The 18308-nt window shown below is 59.2% G+C and carries 13 protein-coding genes and 1 pseudogene; 2 read left to right on the top strand and 12 right to left on the bottom strand.

Annotation, left to right across the window (positions count from 1 at the left end; genetic code table 11):
• The first annotated feature begins 75 nt into the window (after positions 1-75).
• Complete coding sequence (locus ACMXYJ_RS31375; RefSeq protein ID WP_415758244.1) at positions 76-513, top strand: excinuclease; 438 nt, start codon at positions 76-78, stop codon at positions 511-513.
• Between the two features lie 42 nt (positions 514-555).
• On the opposite strand, the gene ACMXYJ_RS31380 is transcribed toward ACMXYJ_RS31375, so the two are convergent.
• From ACMXYJ_RS31380 to ACMXYJ_RS31395, 4 genes and pseudogenes are all read right to left on the bottom strand, one after another.
• Entirely contained in the window at positions 556-999 is a 444-nt protein-coding gene (locus ACMXYJ_RS31380) for a DUF2846 domain-containing protein (RefSeq protein ID WP_415758245.1), read from the bottom strand.
• 219 nt (positions 1000-1218) lie between these two features.
• Positions 1219-1395, bottom strand: a pseudogene (locus ACMXYJ_RS31385) (addiction module antidote protein); the annotation flags it as partial.
• Between the two features lie 30 nt (positions 1396-1425).
• Complete coding sequence (locus ACMXYJ_RS31390; RefSeq protein ID WP_415758246.1) at positions 1426-1692, bottom strand: DUF6124 family protein; 267 nt, start codon at positions 1690-1692, stop codon at positions 1426-1428.
• Between the two features lie 505 nt (positions 1693-2197).
• Positions 2198-3100 (bottom strand): LysR family transcriptional regulator, encoded by a 903-nt coding sequence (locus ACMXYJ_RS31395; RefSeq protein WP_056741199.1) that lies wholly within the window; start codon positions 3098-3100, stop codon positions 2198-2200.
• 166 nt (positions 3101-3266) lie between these two features.
• Here ACMXYJ_RS31395 and ACMXYJ_RS31400 point away from each other — a divergent pair, with 166 nt between their 5' ends.
• Entirely contained in the window at positions 3267-4496 is a 1230-nt protein-coding gene (locus ACMXYJ_RS31400) for an MFS transporter (RefSeq protein WP_415760832.1), read from the top strand.
• 1 nt (position 4497) lies between these two features.
• Here ACMXYJ_RS31400 and ACMXYJ_RS31405 read toward each other — a convergent pair whose 3' ends face one another.
• From ACMXYJ_RS31405 to pilQ, 8 genes are all read right to left on the bottom strand, one after another.
• Positions 4498-5010, bottom strand: coding sequence for a cytochrome b (locus tag ACMXYJ_RS31405; protein WP_415758247.1), 513 nt, complete (start codon positions 5008-5010; stop codon positions 4498-4500).
• A gap of 257 nt (positions 5011-5267) precedes the next feature.
• On the bottom strand, positions 5268-6335 hold the full coding sequence (gene hemE, locus ACMXYJ_RS31410; RefSeq protein WP_415758248.1) for a uroporphyrinogen decarboxylase: 1068 nt from the start codon (positions 6333-6335) through the stop codon (positions 5268-5270).
• A 248-nt stretch (positions 6336-6583) separates the two neighbouring features.
• Positions 6584-8002, bottom strand: coding sequence for an FAD-dependent oxidoreductase (locus tag ACMXYJ_RS31415; RefSeq protein WP_008149580.1), 1419 nt, complete (start codon positions 8000-8002; stop codon positions 6584-6586).
• Between the two features lie 33 nt (positions 8003-8035).
• Complete coding sequence (gltB, locus tag ACMXYJ_RS31420) at positions 8036-12481, bottom strand: glutamate synthase large subunit (RefSeq protein WP_415758249.1); 4446 nt, start codon at positions 12479-12481, stop codon at positions 8036-8038.
• 350 nt (positions 12482-12831) lie between these two features.
• Positions 12832-14427, bottom strand: a complete 1596-nt coding sequence (locus ACMXYJ_RS31425) for an AAA family ATPase (RefSeq protein ID WP_415758250.1) — start codon at positions 14425-14427, stop codon at positions 12832-12834.
• Positions 14428-14437: 10 nt separating this feature from the next.
• On the bottom strand, positions 14438-15538 hold the full coding sequence (gene aroB, locus ACMXYJ_RS31430; RefSeq protein WP_415758251.1) for a 3-dehydroquinate synthase: 1101 nt from the start codon (positions 15536-15538) through the stop codon (positions 14438-14440).
• 151 nt (positions 15539-15689) lie between these two features.
• A complete protein-coding gene (aroK, locus tag ACMXYJ_RS31435; RefSeq protein ID WP_010464421.1) occupies positions 15690-16208 on the bottom strand; it encodes a shikimate kinase AroK in 519 nt (172 codons plus the stop codon).
• 4 nt (positions 16209-16212) lie between these two features.
• Complete coding sequence (pilQ, locus tag ACMXYJ_RS31440) at positions 16213-18303, bottom strand: type IV pilus secretin PilQ (RefSeq protein ID WP_415758252.1); 2091 nt, start codon at positions 18301-18303, stop codon at positions 16213-16215.
• Positions 18304-18308: the final 5 nt, after the last annotated feature.

Raw genomic sequence — 18308 nt, forward strand, 5'->3', positions numbered from 1 at the left:
CACCCAGCCTGCTCGAACCGAAAACGCTGATACGTCGCATGACTCGCGGTTCTCTTTCACGTCAAGGAGATGACCATGCAAGTGAAAGCCCTGATCGCCGCGTTACTGTTCGGCCTGCTGCCCAGTGCCAGCCAGGCGACCAATCTGATGTACTTGCCTTTTGAGACAGTCCTGTCCAATGCGATCCGCGCCGGGCGGCTCGATGGCAGCGTGAGGTTCTACCTGGCCGGCAACGGACCGACGGAGCACCTTCAAGTGTTGCGCACGAATGTCGTCAGCGACTGGCCCACCAATGCCTCCAACAAGAGCGATTTCGATGCCTGTGAGTGGGCAGTGCAATCGACGTTGATCGAGTTGCAAGCAGAAGCAAAGCGGGTCGGGGCGAATGCGGTGACCAACATCGTGAGTTATTACGATCAGCATGTGCGCAAGGACCTGAACACCTATGAGTGCCGGGCCGGAGTGTTTGTGGCGCGAGTAGCGTTGCGCGGGGATTTGGTACGGATGCAGTGAACGGGACCACCCCCGCGATTTACGCAGGGGGCGCCCAGTCGCTTACTGAGCTTGAATCAATTTGCTTTCAGCGACGCCAGCGCGACCTGTCTTGTCGTCGACGACTTGCAGGTTGTTGCGCGCCTTGATGAAGCCCACTTTCACTTCCTGCCAGACAAAGTAGTTCTTGCCGGCTTCTGCGGTGAGTTTCAGTTCAGAATCGTTTTCCGCCGAAGACACCAGGGTCTGTTGACCGGCCGGGACGGATAACATCAGGTAAGACTTGGCGACGGTTTGCCCTACCGGCTTGCCATTGAGTGCCACCGGCATTTTCACGCCTGCACCCATACTCTCGTTGCGATAAACGTAGATGTTGGCTTTGTCCGGGGTGACCTGGAACGTTTTCGCTTGAGCGTCCTGGGTTTCATCAGCCATTTTTACCGAAGCACAACCACCGGTCAGAGCGGTCAATGCCAGCAAAGCGGTGAAGGTTATCTGCTTGAACATCCTGTATCTCCATTGTTTTGATGAGTCCAACGATGGTTATCGGCCGTACCCAACAAAACTTTGAAGCTCTATGGCGTCAGCCATTCAATCAACGTAACCGCCCCGCTGGTCTTCCTGCGCGGGTCATCAATCGAGTCATTCAACGATTTCCGTAACGTCAGAAACGACAAAGGGCGCCTTTCGGCGCCCCTTCACAAACAGGTCGGCTTGTCATCGCCGCCCCTCATCCAGCGCCACCTGAATCACGCCGCGAGCACGTGCAATAGTCCCGAGAGCCTTCGCGATGAATGCTGGATCATCTCCTGCTTCTTCCATACAAGCGTCAAGATAATTGGCCATGTCCTCCTCAGTCTTGAGGTACTCGGCAGAGTCCCAGCAAGTGAATTGTTCGGTCATGGGTCTACTCCTGCCAGGATTTTTGATCGTTCAGGATGGATCGAGGTTATCCAGCACACGATTCACCGCCAATTCTCCCAGCATGATCGACTGTTGAATCCCCAGCAGTGTGTTGCTTTGCGATCCTTCCAGATACCTCGCGAAATCGCTCGCCATGACGTTCGCTGATGCCAGGGATTCACAGGCGTATTCCAGCAGGGTGTGGTTGTCGATATCGGGGGCGATGAGGAAGATTTTGCTTGGTTGGCGTGGGGCGTCCAGATCGGTGCCCGGTGGGTTTGCTGTTGTATTAGTCATAATTCGGTCCAAAAGTGGAGCCGTCACCGAGTCGCTACTACACAAAAGGGTGGCAGCTGTGCGCAGGTTAGTAGACCGGGGACACGAGAAACCGGCGCGCCCGAAGGCGCCCTGCGCACTGCTGCCATCAAGTGCAGGTTGAAATACCTGACTGTCAGGAGCACAAAAGCGCCTCGTTAATCCACGGGCTACTAAACCCGATCACTGGAAATCAGTGATGCGAACGAAGTTACCGATGGCCCCCAAAGCGCACAAGCCGGCGGATTCTGGAGTAGTTGTAGGCAATGCCGCAAGGCGCTGTAGCCTGTTCAAGGCAGTTCGGAAATGTCCTACGCCCTTCAGCGAAGCGTCCGCTTTGGCATAGGCAACTGCACCTTTTTTGGTGAACTTGCGGACGCTTTCGCGAGCAGGCTCGCTCCCACAGGGATTTGCGGTGTGAACCGATTTGTGTTCCACCACCCATCCACTGTGGGAACGAGCCTGCTCGCGAATGACTGCGAATCAGTCACGTCTTCAACGGCTCGACCTTACGCGTCAACAACTCCACAAACGCCTTGGCCATCGGCGACTTCTGATCCTTGCGCTGCACCAGCCACACCGCCGATACAGCCTCAGGATCGAGCAGCGGCCGATAGACCACCCCTTCGATCCGCATCCGCTGATAAGACGCCGGCAGCACGGATACACCCAACCCCGCCGCCACCAGACCGATAATCGTCATCGCCTCGCCTGCCTCTTGCGCAAAGTGCGGACTGAAACCGGCATCCCGCGCCAGGCTGAGCAATTGTGCGTACAGACCACTGCCATAACTGCGTGGGAAAAATACGAAGGGCTCGAGGGCCAGCGCTGACAGAAACAAACCTTCCTCACTATCGGTCACTAAAGGATGCTTTGAACTGAGCACCGCCACCAGCGGCTCACGCATCAACTCCACCACGCTGAGCGAGTCCGGCAACCCAAGCGGCCGCATGATCCCGACTTCAATCGACTCATCCACCAACGCATCGGCAACCTGGGTGCTGCTCATCTCCCGCAGGTTCAGGTGCACCGCCGGAAATCGCTGGCGAAACGAAAAAATCGCCTGGGGAATGGTCGAGTTGAACGGTGCTGACGAGGTGAAGCCAATCTTCAGTTCACCCAGCTCACCCAACTGCGCCCGCCGTGCAACATCCGCCGCCTTGTCGACCTGCGCCAGCACCAGCCGCGCCTCTTCCAGAAACAGCCGGCCGGCTTCACTGAGCTCGACCCGACGATTGGTGCGCTCGAACAATCGCGCGCCCACCTCCTGCTCCAGCGCCTGAATCTGCTGACTCAGCGGCGGTTGCGAGATGCCCAGCACCTGGGCGGCACGGCCGAAGTGCAGTTCTTCGGCAACAGCAATGAAGTAGCGCAGGTGACGCAATTCCATGAAAACTCCATTAGGTCGTTAAACCTATCAAACAGGTCGAACAATATATTGGATTGAATCATTAGGCAGCTATATGCTTTTTTCATTGCCTGACCGGCTGCGTCCTCCGAGGTCCGAAGTGAAAACTGCTGTCGCTCCACTTGCCCATGAAGTTCCGCCCGCCGCACTGGACGATGCACTCTCTGAACTGAAAGAGATCTACATCGAAAAAGGCACGCCGATGTTCATGCGCACGGTGTTGGCTCTGTTCTGCGGCGGCTTCGCGACCTTCGCTCTGCTTTATTGCGTGCAGCCGATGATGCCGCTGCTGTCCCATGAGTACTCCATCAATGCGGCTCAGAGCAGCCTGATCCTGTCGGTCGCCACCGGCATGCTTGCCATTGGTCTGCTGATCACCGGCCCGATCTCTGATCGCATCGGGCGTAAACCGGTGATGGTCGCCGCGCTGTTCGCCGCCGCGCTCTGCACAATCGCCAGTTCAATGATGCCGAGCTGGCACGGCGTGTTGGTGATGCGCGCGCTGATAGGGTTGTCGTTGAGCGGTCTGGCAGCGGTCGCCATGACTTACTTGAGTGAAGAGATCCACCCGCAGCACATCGGCCTGGCCATGGGTTTGTACATCGCCGGCAACGCGATTGGCGGGATGTGCGGACGTTTGATCACCGGCGTGTTGATCGATTTCGTCAGTTGGCACACGGCGATGCTGGTGATCGGCGGCCTGGCCATGATCGCGGCGGCGGTGTTCTGGAAAATCCTTCCCGAGTCGCGCAACTTCCGCGCCCGCTCATTGCACCCGCGCAGCTTGATTGACGGCTTCACCATGCACTTTCGCGACGCCGGCCTGCCACTGCTGTTCCTTGAAGCCTTCGTGCTGATGGGCGCGTTCGTCACCCTCTTCAACTACATCGGCTATCGCCTGCTGGCCGAGCCGTACCACATGGATCAGGCTTTCGTCGGGCTGCTCTCGGTGGTGTATCTGTCGGGTATCTACAGTTCAGCGAAAATCGGCGCCCTGGCCGACCAACTCGGCCGTCGCAAAGTGCTGTGGGCAACCATCGTGCTGATGATCGCCGGCCTCGCCCTGACCATGTTTACGCCGCTGCCGGTGGTGATCATCGGCATGTTGATCTTTACCTTCGGTTTCTTCGGCGCCCATTCGGTGGCCAGCAGCTGGATCGGCCGCCGGGCGATCAAAGCCAAGGGGCAGGCGTCTTCGCTTTATCTGTTCAGCTATTACGCAGGGTCTAGCATCGCCGGGACGGCGGGCGGGGTTTTCTGGCACATGGGTGGATGGAACGGGATCGGGTTGTTCATTGGCGGGTTGCTGGTGATTGCGCTGCTGGTGGCGTTGAAACTGGCGAAGTTGCCAACCCTGCCTGGCAATCAACCCGCCTGAGCTAGAACGTCATGCGCTTAAGGATCCTGCGCCCGCACATCTCGTGTTTGATGACGGCCGAGATGTGCAACGCCACCAATATCAACAACACCACACAGGACCAAACATGGACAATAAAAAACCTGTCGATCCAAGTTGGGTCTTCCAAGGGCTGGGGAACTAAAAGCAGGTTGAACACATTAATTGCGCGATCCATCATTAAAATCCCGGCAACAAGAACAACACTCGTTATCAGATAAATAAACTTGTGCATCAGACACGCCACCTGATCCATCAGTGTTTTGTTCGTAGCGTCCCCTGCACACGAATGAATAACAACCAGATAAACCCTCACAACAAAAACTGGAATAAATAAAGCGGTCACCGAAACATTGACAAACCCTACCCAGCCCTTTGTTTGCGGCAAAACGTCAACGACCGACACATAGAATCCGGACAACAACGCCCATAAAATCACTCCCGCCGAAAGCCAGTGCAACAGCACCTGCCCTGGCGAATAACCTACTCTTCTCATCACACTCACCAAAGTTAAATTAGTGGCGCGATTACAATTAGATATCGACAGACCGTCAAGGCAACCAAACATGACAAAATATGGCATTAAGTAAGAAATTGAGAATAACGGCTCGCAAAAGCTATCCACACTAAACAAATAACAAACCACTACAAAGATCAAGTCGACATTCAGGACAATAAAGAAATAATTAGAAGAACTCTAATTACTTATTGCCACCCGGTTTTATCGCCCCGGGCAGCAATCGAGAGAGGGTCTTACTCGTGATATTGCGCCGACAGTTCATGCACCGCGCGCAGGAAGGCGCCGGCGTGTTCCGGGTCGACTTCAGGCGTGATGCCATGGCCGAGGTTGAACACGTGGCCGCTGCCTTTGCCGTAGCTGGCGAGGATGCGGCCGACTTCGGTGCGAATGGCTTCTGGCTTGGCGTACAGCACGGTTGGGTCCATGTTGCCTTGCAGGGCGACTTTGCTGCCGACGCGATCACGGGCGCTGCCGATGTCGCAGGTCCAGTCCAGGCCCAGGGCATCGGCGCCAGCGTCGGCGATGCTTTCCAGCCACAGACCCCCGCCCTTGGTGAACAGAATGACCGGCACCTTGCGGCCTTCGTGTTCACGGATCAGGCCGCTGACGATTTTGCGCATGTAGGCCAGGGAGAATTCCTGGTACGCCGCCGCCGAAAGGCTGCCGCCCCAGCTGTCGAAGATCTGCACCGCTTGCGCGCCGGCCATGATCTGGCCGTTGAGGTAGCTGGTGACCGTCTGCGCGAGCTTGTCCAGCAGCAGGTGCAAGGCTTGCGGGTTGTCGTAGAGCATGGTTTTGGTCTTGCGGTAGTCTTTCGACGAGCCGCCTTCAACCATGTAGGTGGCCAGGGTCCATGGGCTGCCGGCGAAGCCGATCAGTGGCACGCGGCCGTTCAGTTCGCGACGGATGGTGCTGACCGCGTCCATGACGTAGCCGAGGTCTTTGTGCGGATCAGGAATCGGCAGGGCTTCGATGTCAGCCATCGTGCTGATGACTTTCTTGAAGCGCGGACCTTCACCGGTTTCGAAGTACAGGCCTTGGCCCATGGCATCGGGGATGGTCAGGATGTCGGAGAACAGGATCGCCGCGTCCAGTTGTGGGTAGCGGTCGAGCGGCTGCATCGTGACTTCGCAAGCGAACTCCGGGTTCATGCACAGGCTCATGAAGTCGCCGGCATTGGCACGGCTGGCGCGGTATTCCGGCAGGTAGCGACCGGCCTGACGCATCATCCAGACAGGCGTGACGTCTACGGGTTGCTTGAGCAGGGCGCGAAGGAAACGGTCGTTCTTCAGGGCAGTCATGTCGGCATCCGGAAAAAAAGTGCGGGCATTTTCTCAGAGCGCGACGCAAAAGGCACGGTTGCAGGTCAGCCTTTTGTCTATCGGGTCAATTTGTCGCGGTGGAACACAGCTTTCGCAACACCACAAAACACTGTGGGAGCTGGCCTGCCGGCGATGCAGACACCTCGGTTTGTCAGGTACACCGAGGTGATGCTATCGCTGGCAGGCCAGCTCCCACAGGTATTGCATTGCAGTCAGTTGAACGCGGGTTAGACGCCCAGGTAATCCAGGATCCCTTCGGCGGCATTGCGGCCTTCGAAGATCGCCGTCACCACCAGGTCAGAACCGCGAACCATGTCGCCACCGGCGAAGATTTTCGGGTTGCTGGTCTGGTGCTTGTACTGACCTTGCTCCGGGGCCACAACGCGGCCCTGGCTGTCGGTCTGGATGCTGTGCTGTTCGAACCACGACGCCGGGCTCGGACGGAAACCGAACGCGATGACCACGGCATCAGCCGGGATGATCTCTTCGGAACCCGGAATCGGCTCGGGGCTGCGACGGCCACGGGCGTCCGGTTCGCCGAGACGGGTCTCGACCACCTTCACGCCTTCGACACGGTCTTCACCGACGATCGCGATTGGCTGGCGGTTGTAGAGGAATTTCACGCCTTCTTCCTTGGCGTTCTTTACCTCTTTGCGCGAACCCGGCATGTTCGCTTCGTCACGACGATAAGCACAGGTCACCGACTTGGCGCCCTGGCGAATCGACGTACGGTTGCAGTCCATTGCCGTGTCGCCGCCACCGAGCACCACCACCTTCTTGCCTTTCATGTCGACGAAATCTTCCGGCGACTTTTCAAAGCCCAGGTTGCGGTTGACGTTAGCGATCAGGAAGTCGAGCGCGTCATGCACGCCCGGCAAATCTTCACCGGCAAAGCCGCCCTTCATGTAGGTGTAGGTGCCCATGCCCATGAACACGGCATCGTATTCTTCGAGCAGTTGCTCGACGGTCACGTCCTTGCCCACTTCGGTGTTCAGACGGAACTCGATGCCCATGCCGGTGAAGACTTCGCGGCGATTGCTCAGCACGGTCTTTTCCAGCTTGAACTCCGGGATACCGAAAGTCAGCAGACCGCCGATTTCCGGGTTCTTGTCGAACACCACCGGGGTCACGCCGCCGCGTACCAGCACGTCGGCACAGCCCAGGCCTGCCGGGCCTGCGCCGATTACCGCAACACGCTTGCCGGTCGGTATGACCTTGGACATGTCCGGGCGCCAGCCCATGGCGAACGCGGTGTCGGTGATGTACTTCTCGACCGAACCGATGGTCACCGCACCGAAGCCGTCGTTGAGGGTGCAGGCACCCTCGCACAGACGATCCTGCGGGCACACCCGGCCGCACACTTCCGGCAGGGTGTTGGTCTGGTGCGACAGCTCGGCGGCCTGGAGGATGTTGCCCTCGGCCACCAGCTTCAGCCAGTTCGGAATGAAGTTGTGCACCGGGCACTTCCATTCGCAATACGGGTTACCGCAACCCAGGCAGCGGTGGGCCTGATCGGCCGAGTGCTGGGGTTTGAAGGGTTCGTAGATCTCCACGAACTCTTTCTTGCGTTGACGCAACAGTTTCTTCTTCGGATCCTTGCGCCCGACATCGATGAACTGGAAGTCGTTATTCAGACGTTCAGCCATTGTTAAAACCTCATCAAACTCTTCAGGCGCATATCACTGCGGGTTGGCACGGGTGCTGGAAAGCAACGATTTCAGGTTGGCAGCCTTGGGCTTGACCAGCCAGAAACGACGCAGATAGTCATCGAGGTTTTCAGCGAGGTTACGACCCCACTCGCTGTCGGTTTCCTCGACGTATTCGTTCAGCACGCGTTGCAGGTGGCTGCGATAGGCTTCCATCGCCTCACCGCTGATCCGCTGGATTTCCACCAGTTCGTGGTTGACCCGGTCAACGAAGGTGTTGTCCTGGTCGAGCACGTAGGCGAAACCGCCGGTCATGCCTGAGCCGAAGTTGTAACCAGTCTTGCCCAATACGCAGACAAAACCACCGGTCATGTACTCGCAGCAGTGATCGCCAGTGCCTTCCACCACGGTGTGAGCACCGGAGTTACGCACCGCAAAACGCTCGCCCGCGGTACCGGCGGCGAACAACTTGCCGCCAGTGGCGCCGTACAGGCAGGTGTTGCCGATAATGGCACTGTCCTGAGTCTTGTAGACGCTGCCCTTCGGCGGAACGATGACCAGTTTGCCGCCGGTCATGCCTTTGCCGACGTAGTCGTTGGCGTCGCCTTCCAGGTACATGTTCAGGCCGCCAGCGTTCCACACACCGAAGCTCTGACCGGCCGTTCCTTTGAAGCGGAAGGTGATCGGCGCATTCGCCATGCCTTGGTTGCCGTGTTTGCGAGCGATTTCACCGGAGATCCGCGCGCCGATCGAACGGTCGCAGTTGCAGATATCCAGCGCGAAATCGGCGCCGCTCATGTCGTTGATGGCTGAGGTGGCCAGGTCGACCATTTTCTCGGCCAGCAAGCCTTTGTCGAACGGTGGGTTGCGGTCGACCTGGCAGAACTGAGGCTTGTCTGCCGGGATGTGATCGCTGCCCAGCAATGGCGTCAGGTCCAGGTGTTGCTGCTTGGCGGTCTGCCCTTCGAGGATGTCCAGCAGATCGGTACGGCCGATCAGCTCTTCGAGGGAGCGCACGCCCAGCTTGGCCAGCCACTCACGGGTTTCTTCGGCGACGTAGGTGAAGAAATTCACCACCATGTCGACGGTCCCGATGTAGTGATCCTTGCGCAGCTTCTCGTTCTGAGTCGCGACGCCGGTGGCGCAGTTGTTCAGGTGGCAGATACGCAGGTATTTGCAACCCAGGGCGATCATTGGCGCGGTGCCGAAGCCGAAGCTTTCAGCGCCGAGGATCGCTGCCTTGATCACGTCGAGGCCGGTTTTCAGGCCGCCGTCGGTCTGTACCCGCACTTTGCCGCGCAGGTCGTTGCCGCGCAGGGTCTGGTGGGTTTCGGCCAGGCCGAGTTCCCACGGAGCGCCCGCATATTTGATCGAGGTCAGCGGCGATGCACCGGTGCCGCCATCGTAGCCAGAGATGGTGATCAAGTCCGCGTAGGCCTTGGCCACACCGGCGGCGATGGTGCCGACGCCCGCTTCTGCCACCAGCTTCACCGAGACCAGGGCCTTCGGGTTGACTTGTTTCAGGTCGAAAATCAGCTGCGACAAGTCTTCGATCGAATAGATGTCATGGTGCGGCGGAGGCGAGATCAGGGTCACGCCCGGCACTGCGTAACGCAGCTTGGCGATCAGACCGTTGACCTTGCCACCTGGCAGCTGACCACCTTCGCCGGGCTTGGCGCCCTGAGCGACTTTGATCTGCAGCACTTCAGCGTTGACCAGGTATTCCGGGGTCACACCGAAACGGCCAGTCGCCACTTGCTTGATTTTCGAGCTCTTGATGGTGCCATAGCGCGCCGGGTCTTCGCCGCCTTCGCCGGAGTTGGAACGCGCACCGAGGCGGTTCATGGCTTCGGCCAGGGCTTCGTGAGCTTCCGGCGACAAGGCGCCGAGGGAGATGCCCGCGGAGTCGAAGCGCTTGAGCACCGATTCCAGCGGTTCGATCTCGCTGATGTCCAGCGGCGTGTCCAGGGTCTTGACCTTGAACATGTCGCGGATCATCGACACCGGACGGTTGTCCACCAGCGCCGTGTATTCCTTGAACTTGCTGTAGTCGCCCTGCTGCACAGCGGCTTGCAGGGTGTTGACCACGTCCGGGTTGTACGCGTGATATTCGCCACCGTGGACGAACTTCAGCAAACCGCCCTGCTGGATTGGCTTGCGCGGACTCCAGGCTTCGACGGACAGGGCTTTCTGCTCGGCTTCGATGTCGACGAAACGCGCACCTTTGATGCGGCTCGGAACGCCACGGAAGCTCAGGTCGCAGACTTCTTCAGACAGGCCGATGGCCTCAAACAACTGCGCACCGCGGTACGACGTGATGGTCGAGATACCCATCTTCGACAGGATCTTCAGCAGACCTTTAGTGATGCCTTTGCGGTAGTTCTTGAACACCTCATAGAGGTCGCCCAGTACTTCACCGGTACGGATCAGGTCGCCCAGTACTTCGTAGGCCAGGAACGGATAAACGGCGGAGGCGCCGAAACCGATCAACACGGCGAAGTGATGCGGGTCGCGAGCAGTCGCGGTTTCCACCAGGATGTTGGAGTCGCAACGCAGGCCTTTTTCGGTCAGGCGGTGGTGCACCGCGCCGGTGGCCAGGGAAGCGTGGATCGGCAACTTGCCCGGGGCAATGTGACGGTCACTCAGCACGACCTGGGTACGGCCGGAGCGCACAGCTTCTTCAGCCTGATCGGCGACGTTGCGGATGGCCGCTTCGAGGCCGACGCTTTCGTCGTAGTTGAGGTCGATGATCGCGCGCTCGAAGCCCGGACGATCGAGGTTCATCAGCGAACGCCACTTGGCCGGGGAAATGACCGGCGAGCTGAGGATCACGCGCGAGGCGTGTTCCGGCGACTCCTGGAAGATGTTGCGCTCGGCACCGAGGCAGATCTCCAGAGACATGACGATGGCTTCGCGCAGCGGGTCGATCGGCGGGTTGGTGACCTGCGCGAACTGCTGGCGGAAATAGTCGTACGGCGTGCGCACGCGCTGGGACAGCACGGCCATCGGCGTATCGTCGCCCATCGAGCCGACAGCTTCGTAGCCTTGCTCGCCGAGCGGGCGCAGCACCTGGTCACGTTCTTCGAAAGTGACCTGGTACATCTTCATGTATTGCTTGAGCTGGTCGACGTCGTAGAACGCCGAACCGTGGTCGTTGTCTTCCATGGTCGCCTGAATGCGCAGGGCATTCTTGCGCAGCCATTGCTTGTACGGATGACGGGACTTCAAGCGGTTGTCGATCGCATCGGTGTCGAGGATCTGGCCGGTTTCGGTGTCCACGGCAAAGATCTGACCCGGGCCAACGCGGCCCTTGGCGATCACGTCTTCAGGCTGGTAGTTCCAGACACCGATTTCCGAGGCCAGGGTAATAAAGCCGTTTGTGGTGGTGACCCAACGCGCCGGACGCAGACCGTTTCGGTCGAGCAGGCACACCGCGTAACGACCGTCGGTCATTACCACGCCGGCCGGGCCGTCCCACGGTTCCATGTGCATCGAGTTGTATTCGTAGAACGCACGCAGGTCCGGGTCCATGGTTTCGACGTTCTGCCACGCAGGCGGAATGATCATCCGCACGCCGCGGAACAGGTCGATACCACCGGTGACCATCAGCTCGAGCATGTTGTCCATGCTGGAGGAGTCGGAACCCACGCGGTTGACCAGCGGGCCGAGCTCTTCCAGATCCATCAGATCGTTGGTGAACTTGGTGCGACGGGCCACGGCCCAGTTGCGGTTGCCGGTGATGGTGTTGATCTCGCCGTTGTGGGCGAGAAAACGGAATGGCTGAGCCAGCGGCCATTTCGGCAGGGTGTTGGTCGAGAAGCGCTGGTGGAACACGCAAATCGAGGTTTGCAGGCGCTGGTCGCTGAGGTCTGGATAGAAGGCGGTGAGATCCGCCGGCATCATCAGGCCTTTATAAATGATGGTCTTGTGCGAAAAGCTGCAGACGTAGTGATCGGCGTCGGCGGCGTTGGCCACGGACGAGCGACGACGGGACGTGAACAGCTTGACGGCCATGTCCTGATCGCTCAGGCCTTCACCGCCGATAAACACTTGTTCGATCTGCGGCAGGCGCTCAAGGGCCAGGCGGCCGAGGACGCTGGTGTCGATCGGCACTTTGCGCCAGCCGACGAGGGTCAGGCCGGCCGCCAGGATCTCGCGGTTCATGTTCTCGCGAGCGGCTTCGGCTTTCACCGGGTCCTGGTTGAAGAAGACCATGCCCACGGCATATTGCTTGGGCAGTTCGACGCCGAAGGTTTCCTGGGCGATGGCTCGCAGGAACACGTCCGGCTTTTGAATCAGCAGACCGCAACCGTCACCGGTCTTGCCGTCGGCATTAATCCCACCGCGGTGGGTCATGCAGGTCAGGGCCTCGATGGCCGTTTGCAAAAGGGTATGACTGGGCTCGCCCTGCATATGGGCTATCAGGCCGAAACCGCAGTTATCCTTGAATTCATCTGGTTGGTACAGACCTGCTTTCATAGACACTTTCTCACCAGGCTGCCTCTTGTCGAGGCAAATTTCTTTTCAATTCAACCACTTACCATCCGCGCCGAACGTACGCCAGCTTTGCGGGGGCAAAAGGGAGGTCATTGTACACACCGACACAGAGGCTCACAAATTTGACGACGAACTGTCGCAAATCTATGTCGCATTTGTGAAAGGTTTAAAGCGATATGCTGTGCTAGTCAAAACTTTTTTAATTTTGACCGCAACGACTCAAAGACTACTGTGACGCAGACACCACAAGGCACGCGGTCTGTAGAGACGGCATGCGCTTGTAGAAATTTTGAGGTGCCGGGAGAGGCGGCCTGGGTAAGGCCGCCGAATCTTCAGCGAGTTGTTGCCAGTTCCTGTTGGACGCTGGCGACAGTGCGAGGCCAAGGTTTACCAGCCTGAACCTTCGCTGGCAAGGCCTTGATGGCGGTAACGGCTGCATCACGGTTGGCGAAGCTACCGTAAGTGATGACGTAAAGCGGCTTGCCGTTGAGTACTTTCTTGAAATAACGGTACTCGCCGCCCTGCTCCTTGACGAAGGATTGCGCGGCCGTTTCAGAGCTGGTGCCGAGGATCTGAACCACGTAGTTACCCGGCGCTTGCGCTGAGTACCAGGTGCCGCCGGCAGCCTTGGCCACGGTGGCTGGTTTCTCGGCAGGCTTGGCAGCAGCAGCGGCGGCTGGCTTGGCTGGCACTGGAGCCGGCTTCACGGCAGGCGCAACCGGGGCTGGCTTGGCAGTCGCGACCTGAGTCGGCGCAGGCACAGGCTTGGCGGCAGGTGTCGGTGCCGGGCCAGGCTGGATGCCCGCAGGCGGCGCGGTGGTGGTTACGGTCGGCGGCGTAGCGCTCGAACCTTCGTCCGGCACGCCGTCGTCGCCTTCGGTGATGCCGCCGGCGGCTTCAGCCAGCGGACCACGCATGACCGGCTGCGAGTTGCCGACCAGTGGCAATGGCATCGGTTGCGAGTTACCGGCGAATTCGACGGCTGGCGCGCCACCGCTGTTAGGTTGTGGCGTGCCCTGGCCGAGCGGCAGTTGCGCCTGTTCGTTGGCAGGTGCGCCAGTGGTCGGTGCTTTGCTGCGACCCGGCATCAACCAGGCGGCGGCTACCGCGACCACGACAACGGCGGAAATCGCCAATACGTGTTTCTTCGGCATGTTGAACCCCATACTTGGACGCTTCACCGCTGAGCGGCTGGCAATCATGGCTTCGATCATTGCATCGCGGGCAACCTGGTTGATGTTGCCAGGCCAACCGTCGGAGCTTTCGTGAATATCAGAGATCTGATCCGCAGTGAAAAGTTCGATTCCCCGGCCGGCGCCTTCGAGCCGCTGGTCCAGATATTCGCGGGTTTCTTCTTCGGTGTAAGGCTGCAACTCGATGACGTGGAAACGCTCTTCCTCGAGGCTCAGCGCGTCCAGTTGAGCTATCAGCGACGACTCACCGAACAGGAACACATGCGGGCGACCTTCCGGTGCACCGGCAGCCAGGGCCAGCAAGGCCTCCAGCGCGGACTCGTCGAGTTGCTCGGCGTCATCCACCAGCAAATAGACTTCCTGCCCTGTCAGTGCAAGCTGCACCACTTGAGCCAGAATCGCGCCGATCTCGGCCTGGCCGACGTTCAGCGCCTGAGCCACCTGGCGCAGCACGCCGGCCGCATCGCCGGCGCCACGGGCGGAAACCACCACGCTCTGCACCGATTGTTTATTGGTGCTGGCCACCAGGGCCTGACGCAACAGCGTCTTGCCACTGCCTTGCGGGCCGGTGACGACCAGCAGCAGCTGACTGTAGCGGGCCAGGTGATGCAGTTGCCCCAGCACCGGTTTGCGCTGGGCCGGGAAGAATTTGAAGCCAGGCACCCGTGGAGAAAAAGGGTCATGACTCAACTGGTAATGGCCGAGGAAAGCCTCGTCGGCGTGCAAACTAGTCATCGGGATCTTATTAACCTTTAAGCTGAGCCAGAGCGCGGTAATCCGCTCCCAGCGTGGCCTGTAAAACCTCTTTCGGATAATCGTCGGTCACCACCGCTTCGCCCATGTGGCGCAGCAGCACCAGGCGCAAACGACCGTCGATCACTTTCTTGTCAATTGCCATGTGTTCGAGAAAATCGGCTTCAGTCATCTCTTCAGGCGGGATGACCGGCAGGCCGGCACGCTGGAACAGACGAATACCGCGATCGCGCTCTTGCTCGCTGATCCAGCCCAGGCGTGTGGACATTTCCAAGGCCATTACGGTGCCAGCAGCGACCGCCTCACCATGTAGCCAGACACCATAGCCCATGTGAGTTTCGATGGCGTGGCCGAAGGTGTGACCCAGGTTGAGCGTGGCGCGAACACCGGTCTCCCGTTCGTCGGCACCAACCACCGCAGCCTTGGCCGCGCAAGAGCGCTCGATGGCGTAAGTCAGGGTGACCTGGTCCAGGGCGCGCAGGCGATCGACGTTGTCTTCAAGCCAGGTCAGGAACGGCTCGTCGCAGATCAGCCCGTATTTGATGACTTCAGCAAGCCCGGCGGACAGTTCGCGGGCCGGCAGGGTATTGAGGGTCGCGGTATCAATCAGTACCACATTCGGCTGATAGAAAGCGCCGACCATGTTCTTGCCCAGCGGATGGTTGATTCCGGTCTTGCCGCCCACCGAAGAGTCGACTTGCGACAGCAGCGTGGTCGGGATCTGGATGAAATCGACACCACGCTGATAGCAGGCGGCAGCAAAACCGGCCATGTCACCAATCACACCGCCACCGAGGGCGATGACCGTGGTACGGCGGTCGTGCCGTGCGGTCAGCAGACCGTCGAAAATCAGTTGCAGGGTTTCCCAGGTCTTGAACGCTTCGCCGTCCGGCAGCACCACGGAAACCACCGAGAACTGTGCGAGGCTGCGGGTCAGACGCTCGAGATAGAGCGGCGCAACGGTCTCGTTGGAGATGATCGCCACTTGCCGTCCGCGGATATGCGGGGCCAGCAACTCAGGCTGATCCAACAAACCTTCGCCAATGTGAATCGGGTAGCTGCGCTCGCCTAGATCGACCTTGAGTGTCTGCATGTGTCCCCACAGTGAAGATGGAATCAGGCGTCCTGCCTTGAGTTAACGAATGTCCACGACGTCTGCTGGTGTGACGCCGTTCGGTAGCCATCCGCCACAACCTTGAGCGGCCATGACAGGACGCCGAGGATAGCGCATTTCGCGCTGCGCTTTAACGGGGAGGTAGCTGCTGCAAGCGTTCGAGAATATCGAGCACCACCATTCGCGGCGGCCGCTCATCGGTTTCCACCACCAGATCGGCGATTTCACGATAAAGCGGATCGCGGATCGCCAGCAAATCCCGAAGGGTCTTGGCCGGATCGGCAGTACGCAACAGGGGTCGATTGCGATCGCGTGAAGTGCGACCGACCTGCTGCTCGACAGACGCATGCAGATAGACCACCCGCCCGCCGGCGTGCAGCGCCCGACGATTGGCCTCGCGCATCACCGCGCCGCCACCGGTCGCCAGCACCACGCCATCGCAGCCGCACAGCTCGGCAATCATCGCCTGCTCGCGGTCACGAAAGCCCGGTTCGCCTTCCTTATCGAAAATCCACGGGATATTGGCGCCCGTGCGCAATTCAATTTCCTTATCGGAATCTTTGAACGGCAGGCGCAGCTCTTTGGCCAGCAACCGGCCGATGGTGCTTTTTCCAGCCCCCATCGGTCCAACAAGAATCAAATTTCGCACAGAATCAACGACTCACAGCAATCGCCTGGTTATTCATGATACGCGGTGTGAGAAACACCAACAGCTCGGATTTTTTCTCCGAAACCACGTCACGCCGGAAAAGGCGGCCAAGATACGGCACATCGCCGAGAAATGGCACCTTATCTACAACCTTGCTCTGAGTATTTGAGAAAACCCCGCCAATCACGATGGTCTCGCCGTCGTTGACCAGGACCTTGGCATTGACCTCGTTTTTCTTGATCGGCGGTACGTCCTGCACCTTGTTCAGGTAGTCCGGTTCGTCCTTGGTGACCTTGACCTCCATGATGATCCGGTTGTCCGGAGTGATCTGGGGCGTCACTTCCAGAGACAGCGAAGCCTCCTTGAACGACACCGAGGTAGCACCGCTGGAGCTGGCTTCCTGGTAGGGAATCTCCGTGCCCTTGAGGATTTTCGCGGTTTCCTTGTCGGACGTGACCACCTTGGGCTGCGAGACGATTTCGCCGTTGCCGGTCTTCTCCATGGCCGTCAGCTCGAGATCCAGCAGCACATTGTCAGTGATGAAGGCGATGCCGAGCCCCGAGGTGTTGGCGGCGGTGCCCAGGTCGACGAACGGCGAGTTGGTGCTGGTGCTGCCAGGCGTACCGATGGTCGATGAAGCATTTTCCCCATTATTACTGACGCCCGAGGTGTTCCAGTTGCCCTTGTTCTGGATCGATCCTCCCCAGCGCACGCCGAGGCTTTTGTCATAGTCGACGTTGGCTTCGACGATTCGCGCCTCGATCATCACCTGACGCACCGGGATATCCAGTTGCGCGACGATACGGCGGAGCTCGTCAAGGCGATCCTGGGTCTGGTAGGCAATGATGTTGTTGGTCCGCTCATCCACCGTGATCGAGCCCCGCTCGTCGGCTTTTGCCTCGGCACTGGTCACCGACTGGAAGAGCTTGGCGATATCGGCAGCTTTGGCATAGTTGACCTGCAACAGCTCGCGACGCAGGGGCGCCAGGTCGGCGATTTGCTTCTGCGACTCAAGCTCCTGGCGCTCGCGGGCAGCGATTTCATCGGCCGGAGCCACCAGCAAAACATTACCGATCTTGCGTTTATCCAGGCCCTTGGTTTTCAACACCAGATCCAGCGCCTGATCCCACGGTACGTTCTGCAAGCGCAGCGTGATGCCGCCCTGCACCGTGTCGCTGGCCACCAGATTGAGGTTGGTGAAATCGGCGATCAGTTGCAGCACCGAACGCACATCGATGTCCTGAAAATTCAGCGAGAGCTTTTCACCGGTGTAGGCGAAGCGTTCGGTGTTGCGTTTCTGCAAGTCATCGACGGTCATCGGCCGGATGCTGACGGTCAGCTTGTTGTCGGTCTGGTAAGTCGAATAATCGAAGGCGCCGCCGGGTTCAATAACGATCATGGCCCGATCGCCCGTGGCGCTGGCGTTGACGAACTGCACCGGCGTGGCGAAATCCTTGACGTCCAGACGGACACGCAACGGTTCAGGCAATTGGGTCCTGGCGAAACCGAGGATGATCTTGCCGTCGCGCTCCTGAATGTCCGGGGCGATGGAAGGATCCGACAGATCGATGACCACATTGCCTTCGCCCTGGGTGCCGCGCTGGAAATCCACACCCCGGATGGCCTTGCCCACTGGCGCAAAGGCTTTCGCCGAGGCTGGCGTTGCAGTGGCTGCGCGTGGCGTTTTGGGCGCCGGGCTGGAGGCCGTTTTGTTGGCACCTTGGCCGACCACCACGAACAGCGTGTTGCCTTCGACCCGTGTGTTGTATGGGGTCAACTGGGTCAAATTGATGATCAGCCGCGTACGGTCCTTGGCTTCCACCACCGTGGCGCTGCGGGCATTTCCGCCGCCCAGTTCACGATTTTTGCTTTTTAGCTGACTGACGACGCCAGGCAGGTCCAGCGCAATCCGCGCAGGCGATTCAGTGGTGTAACCATGGGGCGGCGGTGGCGGCCCATCGAACGATAACTTCAACTCGACGCGGTCCCCCGGCAGCGCGGCGACATCCAGCGCTTTGAGGTTGGCCGCTAGTACCATCGGCGACAGCAACGCTATCCATAGCGAAATACCGAAGGTTGAGAAAATCCTGTTCATTATTC

It is taken from the genome of Pseudomonas arabinosi (assembly GCF_047758675.1).
In the GTDB taxonomy this organism is placed as follows: Bacteria; Pseudomonadota; Gammaproteobacteria; order Pseudomonadales; family Pseudomonadaceae; genus Aquipseudomonas; species Aquipseudomonas arabinosi.